General features: G+C 56.6%; 9 protein-coding genes. 1 reads left to right on the top strand and 8 read right to left on the bottom strand.

The genetic code is table 11. The features are described 5' to 3' along the window. Positions 1-6: 6 nt before the first annotated feature. The 8 genes from KIH26_RS06710 to KIH26_RS06675 all read right to left on the bottom strand — a co-directional run bounded on the left by KIH26_RS06710 (position 7) and on the right by KIH26_RS06675 (position 11473). On the bottom strand, positions 7-1086 hold the full coding sequence (locus KIH26_RS06710) for a cell division protein FtsZ (protein ID WP_213443624.1): 1080 nt from the start codon (positions 1084-1086) through the stop codon (positions 7-9). Further along, complete coding sequence (smc, locus tag KIH26_RS06705) at positions 1083-4601, bottom strand: chromosome segregation protein SMC (protein ID WP_213443623.1); 3519 nt, start codon at positions 4599-4601, stop codon at positions 1083-1085. Before smc ends, KIH26_RS06710 begins: the two co-directional genes overlap by 4 nt. Positions 4602-4900: 299 nt before the next feature. Continuing rightward, a complete protein-coding gene (locus tag KIH26_RS06700; protein ID WP_213443622.1) occupies positions 4901-6349 on the bottom strand; it encodes a sulfatase family protein in 1449 nt (482 codons plus the stop codon). A 3-nt stretch (positions 6350-6352) separates the two neighbouring features. Continuing rightward, positions 6353-7078: an alpha/beta fold hydrolase gene (locus KIH26_RS06695; RefSeq protein WP_213443620.1), complete on the bottom strand. Its 726-nt coding sequence runs from the start codon at positions 7076-7078 to the stop codon at positions 6353-6355. A 26-nt stretch (positions 7079-7104) separates the two neighbouring features. Beyond that, positions 7105-8073 (bottom strand): Bug family tripartite tricarboxylate transporter substrate binding protein, encoded by a 969-nt coding sequence (locus tag KIH26_RS06690; RefSeq protein WP_213443619.1) that lies wholly within the window; start codon positions 8071-8073, stop codon positions 7105-7107. 17 nt (positions 8074-8090) lie between these two features. Beyond that, entirely contained in the window at positions 8091-8894 is an 804-nt protein-coding gene (locus KIH26_RS06685; RefSeq protein WP_213443618.1) for an alpha/beta fold hydrolase, read from the bottom strand. Positions 8895-8913: 19 nt separating this feature from the next. Continuing rightward, the gene (locus KIH26_RS06680; protein WP_213443617.1) at positions 8914-10485 is read right to left on the bottom strand and encodes a sulfatase-like hydrolase/transferase; all 1572 of its coding nucleotides are present in this window, start codon (positions 10483-10485) and stop codon (positions 8914-8916) included. Between the two features lie 19 nt (positions 10486-10504). Beyond that, on the bottom strand, positions 10505-11473 hold the full coding sequence (locus KIH26_RS06675) for a Bug family tripartite tricarboxylate transporter substrate binding protein (RefSeq protein ID WP_213443616.1): 969 nt from the start codon (positions 11471-11473) through the stop codon (positions 10505-10507). Between the two features lie 249 nt (positions 11474-11722). On the opposite strand from KIH26_RS06675, the gene KIH26_RS06670 reads away from it, so the two are divergent. After that, positions 11723-12268 carry a Crp/Fnr family transcriptional regulator gene (locus tag KIH26_RS06670; RefSeq protein WP_213443614.1) on the top strand — a complete coding sequence of 182 codons (546 nt, stop codon included), beginning with the start codon at positions 11723-11725 and terminating at the stop codon, positions 12266-12268. Positions 12269-12289 lie beyond the last annotated feature (21 nt).

Here is a 12289-nt window from a genome sequence, read left to right as displayed (position 1 = left end):
GAAGTATCAGCTGAACAAACGCCGCGCCTGAGCCGACCCAGCCGCCAGATCGCGGCTTTCCAGCGTGTCATACAGCTGCTCCAGCTCCGAGCCAATCGCATCCATCGCATCGCGCGTGATCATGCGGCCTTGGGTGTCGGTAATGGTGCCGTCCATGCTCGCGGCCAATGCAATCGCCACATCACGTAAGCGCGGATAAGGCCGCTCGCTGCGATCTACTTGAGGTACATCCAAAGCCAAATCCAAGCTACGCAGAGCGGATTGCTCTGGATCGTCTGACAGCGCGGCTTGCGTATCGAAATTGAGCGACAAAATAGGGGGCATGCCTTGTACAGTGGCTGGCAGTACCATTCGCCCAGCAATCGCGCCAGCAACGAAGCCCTGGCGAGCAGCATGCTGCTGCACATAGCCTGTGCTCCAAGCCACATTTTTTGCGCGCAGGGTGAAGCCCAGTTGCGCATCATGGCTGCTGGCAAATTGATCGAGCTCACGCGCGCGCAGCACTTCATCATGCATTTCAGGAAACTCTGCCTCGCCGCCAAACACATCAGCAAAAGCTTGCACTTTTTGCACGAATTCAGAAAACTCGATCTCGTTCAAAGCGCCTGTGCGACTGGCCAGCTGAACGCCAGCTTGGAAAGCGCTGTAGCGCTCACCCGAGCGGGGGTTTTCCCACTCAGCATTCAAATTCAAACCCTCAATCGCAAATGATTTGCTTCCCACTCGCCGCGTGGCTGGCAATGCCGCTAAAGCAGCTTCGCCAGATACCGGCTCATCCAAGGAAATCTTTGCCATCGCATCGATCAAGGCATCCAGCGCAGGCTTTTTATCGACCACCCAATTGGCCCCAAGCGGAATCAGGTTGGATTCGAAATCATTGTTCAATTTGGAAGCCAAGGGCTGCTCAAAACCTTCGGCATCAAAGCCAGGCTCGGTACGATCTGGATTCACGGGTGTCTGCGGCGGCACGGATTCTGGTTGCGCCACGCGAGGTGCATTTCGCCGCTGAGACCATGCGCTATGCGCTACTACACCGGCAAGAACAATGCCTCCGAGCACCGCGAGACCTAAAGTCAAGTTGTTCAAGTCAACTCCGCCATCTTGGTGGCCGCTTCCATATCCACCGCCACAATCCTTGAAACGCCCTGCTCCTGCATCGTCACACCAATCAATTGCTCAGCCATTTCCATCGCGATCTTGTTGTGGCTGATGAAGAGGAACTGCGTGCCTTTCTTGCTCATGGAAGCCACGAGTTTTGCGTAGCGCTCAGTATTAGCATCATCCAGCGGGGCATCCACCTCATCGAGCAAACAGAAAGGCGCCGGATTGAGCATAAAGATGGCGAACACGAGGGCAATTGCCGTGAGGGCTTTCTCTCCGCCGGAGAGCAAATGAATCGTTTGATTTTTCTTGCCGGGTGGCTGCGCCATCACCTGCACACCAGAATCCAATATCTCATCGCCCGTCATCATCAGCTTGGCATTGCCGCCGCCAAAGAGCTCGGGGAACATTTTTCCGAAATGCTCGTTGACGGTGTTGAACGTGCCTTGCAGCAGCTCGCGGGTTTCGCCATCGATTTTGATGATGGCATCTTGCAGTGTGGTGATGGCTTCGTTCAGATCAGCCATTTGCGCATCAAGGAAAGTCTTGCGCTCGCGTGAAGCTGTGAGCTCTTCAAGTGCAGCTAAGTTCACTGCGCCTAGCGCATTCACGTCGCGTTGGAATTGATCGATGCTGCCCTGCAAACCGCTGAGCTTCACATTGCCTTCAGTAATGCTCTTGGCCAAGGCTTCGAGATCGGCATTGGCTTCCGTGAGGTGCTGGGTGTATTGCTCCAAGCCAATGCGGGCGGCCTGCTCTTTGAGCTGAAAGTCAGTGATGCGCTGGCGCAGCGGATCGAGCTCACGCTCGAGTTGCAAGCGGCGCTCATCGGAAGCGCGCAGCTTGGAGGTCAAATCGTCATACTCGCTGCGCTTAGCGCCAAGTGTGGTTTCGCGCTGCATCTTCACAGCCAAAGCGCTTTGTAAGCCGGCTTGCGCAGCCACATCAGACAGGCGCTGCAGCTCATCGCCGGCGCGAGTGTTTTCCTCTTGCAACGAAGCAGCTTGTTGAGTTGCTGTTTCAATCGCACGGGAGAGCTCGCCTTTGCGCGCTTCCAAACTGCGCAATGCGAATGTGGCTTCTTGCGATTGGCGCTCCAAGCCACGCAATTGCTCGCGCGCTTCTGAGAGTTTGCGCTCCGATTCAATCACACGCTCATCGAGTTGGGCATGCCGCTCTTGGCTGTCCGCCAATTGCATGTCCAGCTCTTCAAACTTGGCTTCGGCAGCCGCTTTGCGTTCTTGCAGATCTTGCAATTGATCGTCCACCTCTTGCAAATCACCGCTGAGCTGCTGGGCGCGTGCGCGGGTTTGCTCGGCCAATTGCGTGAGCCTTAGCGTTTCCACCTGCAACTCATGCGCGCGCTGTGTGCCCTCTGCCGCTTCGCGCCGCGCAGTCACCAAGCGCGAAGAAGCATCGTTGTATTGCGCATCGGCTTTGAGTTGTGCATTGCGGCTTTCTTCCACGATGAAGGCTTGCGCGCGCAATTGCTTCTCAATATTTTCAATCTCTTGCGCCCGCGCGAGCAAGCCGGCTTGCTCTGAATCTTGCGCATAAAAGCTCACGCTGTAAGGGCTGACGCAGTGACCACTCTTGACATAAATCACTTCACCAGCTTGCAGCTTCTCGCGTGCAGCCAAGGCATCTTCCACGCTCTGCGCGGTGTAGCAGCCATGCAACCAGCTGCTCAGAAGTGCTTTGAGACCAGCATCGTTCACGCGCAGCAGGTCGACCAATTTCGGCAACGCTGAAGCTTTTTCAGGGATCGCAGCTTGCGGCGCAGAATAAAAAGCGAGCTTTGCAGGTGGCGCATCTTGTGCAAAAGCACGCACCGTCTCCAGCTTGCCCACTTCCAAGCTCATCATGCGCTCGCGCAGCGCAGCTTCCAAAGCTTGCTCCCAACCTTGCTCGATGTGCAGCTTAGTCCACAAAGCAGCCAGCGAATCCAAACCATGCTTTTGCAGCCAAGGCTTGAGCTTGCCATCCGTTTTGACTTTGTCTTGCAAGGCTTTCAGCGCCTCGTTGCGTGCTGATAAATCTGCATTTTTTGCAGACTCTTGGTTCAGCGTGGTTTGCTTGGTGCGGCGGTCTTCATCGAGCTGCGGCAAACTTTCTTGCAGCTCATGCAAGCGCGCTTCGGCCACATCTTTGCTTTCCGTCGCAGCAGCCAACTGTGCAGTCAGGTTCACGAGCCGCTGCTCATCGGGAGAAGCCAGTGCATTTTTATCCGCATGCAAGCGCTCACGGCGCAGCGTGAGATTGCGGCTTTGTTCTTCGATATTGCGTTGATCGGCAGCGAGTACCTGAATTTGCTGCTGCACTTGCGCCACAGCGCTGCGTTGCTCATTGGCCTTGCCTTGCGCAGCGCGTAAAGCTTCTTCCAGCTCTGGCAGACGATTGCCCTGCTCTTCAAATTGCGCGGCTAGTAAGGCAGATTTTTCGTCGCCATCAGCGGCTTGCGCAGCCAGGGTTTCGATCTCTGCGGCAGACTCATCTTTGCGCGTTGCCCACATCAGCGCTTGCTCTTTGATCTGTGTCAAGCGCGATTCAATGCGTTGACGGCCTTCCACTACAAAGCGAATCTCAGCTTCGAGTCTTCCCACTTCAGCGCTGGCTTCATAGAGCAAGCCCTGCGCTTGGTTCACGCTGTCGCCGGCTGCGTAATGCGCTTGGCGAATCGTCTCCAGCTCGCTTTCAATCTTGCGCAAATCTGCAATGCGCGATTCAAGCGCATTCACAGCAGCTTGGCGATCGGTTTCAACCTTGCCTTGCTCGGCTTCAGCATCTGCACGCTTCAAAAACCAAAGTTGCTGCTGTTTGAGGCTGATGCCTTCTTGCAGCGCTTTGTATTTTTGAGCTACTTCAGCTTGCTTCTCCAGCTTTTCCAGATTCGCATTCAGTTCACGAAGAATGTCTTCCACACGCGTCATGTTCTCGCGTGTATCGGTCAATCTGTTTTCCGTCTCACGGCGGCGCTCTTTGTATTTTGAGACACCCGCAGCCTCTTCCAAAAACAGGCGCAGCTCTTCAGGGCGAGATTCAATGATGCGGCTGATCGTGCCCTGGCCGATGATGGCGTAAGCGCGAGGGCCCAAGCCCGTGCCAAGGAACACATCCTGCACATCGCGGCGGCGCACGGGTTGGTTGTTGATGTAGTAGCTGGATGTGCCATCGCGCGTGAGCACACGCTTGACAGCAATCTCGGTGAACTGCCCCCATTGGCCGCCCGCGCGGTGATCCGCATTGTCAAACACCAGCTCCACGCTGGAGCGGCTGGAGGCCTTGCGCGTCGTTGTGCCGTTAAAGATCACGTCCTGCATGGATTCGCCGCGCAGCTCAGATGCCCGGCTCTCGCCCAGCACCCAGCGCACCGCGTCCATGATGTTGGATTTGCCGCAACCATTGGGCCCCACCACGCCAACGAGTTGGCCTGGCAGAAGAAAATTGGTGGGCTCCGCGAAGGATTTGAAACCAGAAAGCTTGATCGAATTAAGACGCACGGGGAACCTGTGAAACTGTTGTTTTTATTGGCAAAGATGAGATGTTACCTGAGTCAAACGCCCCGATTTTTGCCCTCGCACCCAGCGATTTGTAACCACTATCAAAAGGTGAGCTATCCGCGCAGGTTTCATGCCGGCAATAGGCTTCTTTGAGGCATTTTTGCAGAGATACATAGGCTGATTTCTGATTGAAATCGCCGAGGACTCCCACACCTTGTCCTAGTTTTAAGCGATACGGATTTCACCGAGCTGCTCATCTGCATTTCATGATCAAGGCTGTTTATTTGTTCAGTTGAATTTCAATTCCCACGCGCCGCAGGCACGGGGCTCGCGCCCGGTGCGCCGATCTTGAGAGCGGCATCCCTGCCGCCAAACCGAGCGATAAGTTGGTCTTGATCTGCCTTGGCTGTTTTGTCTATGCCTTCTGGGTCAAGCAGTTGGCGCAGCTTGGCTTCGAACAGCGCAAGCGCCGTGGCATGTTGCGACTGCTGGGCGATATTGGTGGTTTGGCCCGGATCAGAGCGCAGATCAAACAGCTCTGGCTCGTAGCCCACATAGTAGTGATACGCCCAATCGCCTTGTCGCAACATGTAGGCCGCGCTGGGCGAGCCCACCGCATGGTATTCGCTAAAGCCAATTCGTTGCGGATCATCGGGCTTCTGAGCCAAAGCGATCAAAGATTCGCCGGGCAAGCTGGCATCGGGCGTAAGGCCGGCGGTATCGAGCACCGTTGGTGCAATATCAATGAGGTTGACGTTGGTTGTACGAACCACACCTTCCGGGACACCAGGCCCAGCAATGATCATGGGAATGTTGGTGGCTTCCCGATACAGCGTGGATTTGTTCCACATGCCGCGCACGCCTTGGTTGTCTCCGTGATCGCTGCTCAGGATCACGCGCGTGGTCTCTTGTTGCCCGGTTGCGGCGAGTGCTTGCAAGACGTGACCGATCTGCTCATCGATAAAGTTGACCAAGGCGTAGTAGCAAGCCAGTGCATAGCGTCTGCGCTCTGGCGCGCCCAGCTCCGCATCCGCATTGGAGAAATCAGCATGCCGCTGCACCCAAGGATGGCGGGGCACACCCGAGTCAGGATGCAGGCGCGGCACAGGGATGCGTGCGATGTCGATTTGATCGATGTATTTTTGCGGCACCACCAGCGGGAAATGCGGCGCAACAAAGCCGACGAAGAGCGTCCAAGGCGGTGCATCGGTTTCGCTGCCACGCTCGCGCAGCCATTGGGCAGCTTGTGTGGCGCTGGCCACGTCGTAGCGGTTGTAGCTTGATTCGCCGCTTCCCAGCTGATCGAATAGTCTAGAAGGCCGAGGCTGCTCAGGCAATGGGTTGCGCACGGAGCCCCACACTTGCCCCACCCCTTCGGCCAAATGCAGTGGGTCATGCTGCTCAGTGAAACCGGTCGGGGCTGTGTCGTTGACATAGTGCAACTTACCGATTGACGCCACGCGCTGCCCGGCGTCGATCAAGGCATGCCCCCAGCCGGGAACGCGCCCGTCATAGCCCATGGCGTTGTCCCAGTAGCCTATGTTGTGCACCCAGCGCCCCGTGGCTAAGCTTGCACGGGCAGGCACGCAAATGGGCGATGGCGTGAAGGCGTTGGTGAAGCGCGTGCCGCGTGCGGCAAGCGCATCCATGTGCGGCGTCTTGACGAAAGGGTGGCCGGCACAGCTGAGCGCTTGCGCGTCTTGCTCGTCGGTCAAGAGAATCAATGTGTTGGTGCGTTGGGTTGACATAAGTTAATCAGCAGTGCCCTCTTCCGCGACACGTTGCAGTGAAGTGGCTAACTCTTTAGGGTGGGTCACCATCAATTCATGCCCGCCGGCGATGACTTCGGTTGTCCAGCCGGGTTGCCCTTGGACAGAATGGTGATGGTGAACAAAGCGTGGGTTGCCGTGCGTACTTGCCAAGATGTAATGCTTTCTGCGAACGGCCTGCCAAGCCGTTGAGACGCGTGGCGCGTCATGCATGGTTTTGATGGGATGCGGCGTGCAACACGCTTGAAGCCAAGCGCGATCTTGCTGGTTGGTGATGCCCCAAACAGCGGGGTCAGGCGGCGGGACGCGTAGCCCTCCCCACTGGGCTGCGCCAGTCAGCATGCGCTCTCTACGCTCGGGAGGGAAATGATGCCAGTCGGGTACTTGATCCTCGGGGATGAGGGCATCGACGTACACCAAGGCATGGATGCTTGACGCCATCTGATCGGCGACCAAGGTGATGATGACTCCGCCATAGCTGTGCCCCACCAAGATCACACGATTCAATTGCTCAAAGCGAATGAGGTTCAACACATCTTGCGTGTGCGTTGCAAGGCCCACATCTGGCGTCCACAGGTGCTCACGCTCGCCCAAGCCCGTGAGCGTGGGCGTGAAGACATCATGACCTGCAGCGCGCAGCCGCTTGGCCACTTTGCGCCAGCACCAGCCACCATGCCAGCCGCCATGAATCAAGACAAAGGTGCTCATCCCGCCTTAGCCCTACATGCAAGCTGTTACGCGTCCACGGGTTGGTAATTCAGACGTTTTGCGATCACGCCCCACTTATCCGTGTCTGCCTTGATCGTTTTTGCAAAATCGGCTGAACTGCTCGCCGATGGTTCCATCACCAATTTGCCAAACGCCTCTTTGATCCGATCACTGGCAATGGCTTTGCTAACAGCCGCGTTCAGCGCGGATACACGCTCGGCATTCGTTCCCGCTGGCGCAAACAAGCCAAACCATTCCAAGCCGGTGAGCTGAGGATAGCCCGCTTCGGCAGCGGTCTGCACATCTGGCAGCGCGGCCAGGCGTTTGGGTGATGTGGTGACCAAGACCCGCATTTTTCCGCCCAGATGGGGTTGAACGGCGTTAGAGAGGGCTGTGACAAACGATGAGACGCGGCCACCGTACAAGTCGTTGAGAATATCTGGCGCGCCTCTGTAGGGCACATGCAGCATGTCAACACCCGCAGCGCTGGCGATTTGAGCACCCAAAAAATGGGGACCAGAGCCAGCGCCGGGCGATGCATAGGTAGCCTCTTTGGGATTGGCTTTACACCAAGCAATAAACTCCGAGAGAGTCTTGACAGGCACATGCATGCCCACAGCGAGTGCGTTAGCAGACATGCAAACGGTGCTGACCGGTGCAAAATCTTTTTGCGCATCGTAGGCCAGCTTGCTGAAAACATGCGGATACAGCGTCATGATCGAAGATGGCGTGAGTAGCAATGTGTTGCCATCAGGCGCAGCCGATTTGACTGTAGCCACGCCAATACGGCCTCCAGCGCCTGGCTTGGAATCAACAATGATGGCTCGCCCGCCCAAATGCGGCTTCATCGCCTCGCCCAATTCGCGGGCAATGACATCGACAATGCCGCCCGCTGGAAAACCCACCACAATTTTTAAAGCATCAGCTTGCGCAAACGCTGGTGCGCCAAGCGTAGCAGCTGCACCATAAACAGTAAAAGTACGACGATTCAACATGGCAATCTCCTTTGGCTTTAAGCCAGTGATAAAAGTGATGAAACAAATCGCTGAGGATCAATCAGCATGATGTTGTGATGCCCTTCGACTTCGGCGTATTTGAAGCGCGAGTCTTTTTGGATGCCCGCAGCAATGTTTTTGAATTGCGGGTTGGGATTGGTGGCGCACTTCAGATAAGTTCGTCGCACGGATTCGGCCATCGGATCGCCCTGTACCTGCTCTGTAAAGCTGAGAGCGGCTTGAGGCGTCATGCGCGGCTGCGCCCAAGCCACCAGCGCTGGATCGGTCAAGCCCCAGCGCTCTCCCCAGCTGGCGGCCGGTGGCACGGGCACGGTGGTATTTTGTGCTGCAAGTCGCTCAAAGTCAGCTTTGACGGGCGGTGGAAGGAAATTTGCCATGGCTTGACCTTGCATCGGTACAAAGGCATCAAGATAGATCGCATGGGAGACCCGCCCAGTGCGAGCGGCCAACACGCCCGACAACACGCAGCCTGCATAAGAATGGCCCACCATGACCACATCTCGCAAATCTTCCATCATGAGATGTGAAACCACGTCCTTCACATGAACTGCTAATCCGCTGGTACCCGCTGCAACATGGCTGCGCTCCCCGAGGCCAGATAAAGTGGGGGTGGAGACTGTGTTCCCAGCTTGGCGCAGCAAGGGCGCGGCTTTAGACCATGCCCATGCGCCGTGCCAAGCGCCATGTAGCAGGACAAAGTGTTTGGGTTTGCTGCTACCGCCAGCGGTGGTTGAGCAGCCTTGCAGTGCCAATGCCGCGCCTGCGGTAGCTAGTAAAGCTGTGCGTCGTTCAAGTTTCATCATCGATCTCCTTTTGAATTTATGCAGGGCCCACTGGCTCTAGGGATGGGGTGCGAATATCGTTGGGGCGGCTCATCAGCCGCTGCATCAACTCATCACGCAGGCCGCGATGGTTGGGATCCTCGAATCGATTGATGCATTCGTAGGGATCGTCATTCAAGTCGTACATTTCGCCTGCTCCACTGCCCAGCTCCACCGTGAGTTTGGCGGTTTGAGTGCGAACCGTGCGTAAATCCAAAGCAACACCGCAGCGCGATGGCCCTAAGCGCCATTCGTTGTAGGCGTGATCTCGTGGTGTCGCCTGGCAATTTTCTAGCAGGGGGCGCAGGCTGGTGCTGTGTATGGCAGACGTGATGCGCGTGGAGGCATAGTCGCCGAAGGTCGCAGCCAGATCGATGGTCGATACGGGCGTGTTGATTTTCTGGCCTGCAGCGACGCCCGGCCCGCGCATTAGCAGCCCGACTCGCAGCAGGCCTTCATAGTGCATCGGGCCTTTGAGCATGAGGCCGTGGTCACCAAGCAATTCGCCGTGATCGGAGGTGAATACGACTAGGGTATTTTCAGCGAGACCTTCTTCCTCCAAGGCTGCCAAAATTCGCCCCACCTGATGATCGACCAGAGAAATCATGCCGTAGTAATTGGCCGTGATGTCACGCAGCTGTGCATCGGTTTGCAGCGGCATGCGTGAGTATTCTTCTCTGACCTTGCGGGTTTCAGGCGTACCCCCAGGCGTGTTCTCCAAGGCTGCGCGATGCCACCATGGGCGGCGCTCCAAATCACGGCTGCGATGCGCTGGCAAATCTACATCTTCTGGGCGATGCATCCAACACCACGGCGCTGGCGCATCGAAAGGGTGATGCGGATCTGCCATCGAGACCCAAGCGCAGAAGGGCTTTGGAGCTTGTGTATTTTGTGGGGCACTGCGCTGAGCGCGCCCTTGCTCGCGCAGATAGCTCACTGCACGGTCGCCCACCCAAGTGCTGTTGTGCCACGCTGTGGGCAGCGCGCTGTTGTGCGTTTGTGCGGCATTGGTTAAAGGCGCTAAGGCTTGCTTGTACAGCTTATCTTTAAGATCTCCTTGGCCATCTGCGTGATACCAGCGCTCGTAGTGCAAGCCGCCGGGGCTTTTTTCGGGCAGCCAATAGTTGTGGCCGAGCTGCATCAGCTCCACGTTCTCAAAGCCCATGTAAGGCCCCTGCCAATCATCGGCAAATAGATGCGAGCTGGGAATGTTTTCGCAGCGGCCGGTGGGCTTGTTGCCGTAGGAATGGTTGCTGGAGAAATGTGCTTTGCCGATGAAGCGGGTGTCGTAGCCTGCTTTGCTCAGCGAGCCTGCGAAGCCTTTATCCGCGAGCGCCTCGTCCAGATCAATACCGTTGTCATGGACGCCATTGGTCATAGGCAGCATGCCTGTCAGCACAGCGCTGCGCGCGGGCATGCAGACCACATTGGGCGTGATACATGCAGAGAATCGAGCGCCTTGACTGGCCAGCAAGTCTAAATGCGGCGTGCTTACGCGCCGGCCCTCAAAGCCGAAACAGTCTCCCCGGTGCTGATCACTCATGATCAGCAAAATATTGGGTCGATCCATACTGCTCTGTTGTGTGCGATCAATCTGCCGCCGTGTAGCCAGTCGCTTTAATCACGGGGCCCCAGCGCTCAAGATCTGCTTTCAAAGCGCGCGTGAAATTTGCAGAAGTGCTTGTTCCAGCGTCGAACTCCAGCTTTTCTATGGCGGCAACGAAGCCGGGCGTATTTGCCGCAGCAATGATTGCTTTTTCTAACTCGGCGATAATCGGGGCGGGCGTTTTGCTTGAAGCAAAGAGGCCAAATACTTCGCTCATGACCAGCTCTGGATAACCTTGCTCTTTGAAGGTCGGCACACCGGGCAGCCCTGGTAGGGCTTGCTCACCCGAGAAACCGAGAATACGCAGCTTGCCCGATTTGTGATGCGAAACCAAATTCGGCAGCGTAGTGGCCAGCGCTGGAATGGTGCCACCCATGACATCGTTGAGCGCAAGCGCACCGCCGCGATACGGCACATGCAGAAAGTCAATACCCGCCTTTTTGCCAAACATCACTCCCATGAAATGCATGACTGTGCCCGCGCCGGGTGTGCCGTAGCTCGCTTTGCCCGGATTGGCCTTGGCCCAATCGACAAACTCTTTGAGGGTCTTTGCTGGTGTGCCAGGGCCCACGGCCAAACCGAATTGGAATGAGCAAACGCTGGCCAAAGGAGCGAGGTCGGCCATGCTGTAGCGAAGCTTGGGATACACATGCGGAAAAATCGTGGCATTGCCGCCTGGCATGAAGACGATGGTGCTGCCATCAGCAGGCGAAGCGACCATGGCTTCTGTGGCGAGTTGACCGGCAGCGCCCGTGCGGTTTTCTACGTTCACGTTGTAGCCCTGCGCACGTAAGTCTTCGCCTAGCCGTCTTGCTACGACATCAACTGCGCCCCCTGCGGGATATCCCACAAGAATTTTGAGCGGTTTACCTTGTGCGAGCGACAAGCTGGGTGCGAGGGTTGCAAGTGCACCTGCGCTGAGGGCTGACATGGTGTGACGACGAGTGATCATGATGTGCCTTTCAAATCAATCATGGAAGACATGCTCCATGAAAGCCTTGCGCGCTTCAGTTCCCTCGGTAACAATTCAGGGATGACCCTAGCAGTGAATACCTTGCCCTCTGAACCCGCCAGTGATTTTGCAGGCAGCCAGGCCCTAGGCAGACGGCTTGCCCAGCAGTTGGCCGCTTCACTTGAATTGCCTCGGCGAGCGATGCATGAATGTCCGGCGGGAACGGTACTGTGCAAAAGTGGAGATCAGATGACGCAACTGCCCTATGTGATGAGCGGGCGCTTAGATGTGGTGGTTCATGTGCCCAGCTCTTTGGATCGTCAAATCGTCCCAATCTCGTTTCAAGCCGGAGAATTTGCATTCTTGTCGTATCTGTTCAATAACCTACCCAGCGGCAGCGATTTGATTGTCCGCGACGCGGCGGTGATTCGATGGGTCAAGGTGTCTGAGATGGAGCAAATGCTCTTGAGTGATCCCAAATCGTTGGTGTTGTTAGTGAGATTTCTGGGTAGCCGTTTACGGGAGGTGCAGGCTCGCGAGCGAGCGCTCTCCACACGCGGCGTGAAAGCCCGAATCGGCGCAGGTTTGCTTCGCTTATCGGCGGATCTGTCTCCCAGAAAAGATGGCCGTACCCTCATCTCGCTCACCCACGAGCAATTGGCTTCACGCTGCGGAGTCAGTCGACCCAAGGCATCTATTGCCTTGAAGCACATGGAGCAGCAGGGCGTGCTCCAGTTGGGTCGCAAGTGGATCGAACTGCTTGACGAGGAAGCACTAAAACGCGCTATCGTTTAGGCCATACTCATAGCTGATAAG

Source organism: Variovorax sp. PCZ-1 (assembly GCF_018413605.1).
Lineage (GTDB): Bacteria > Pseudomonadota > Gammaproteobacteria > Burkholderiales > Burkholderiaceae_C > JANMDU01.
Note: the sequence above shows the minus strand (reverse complement) of the source record. Positions and strands in the feature narration are given on the sequence as shown.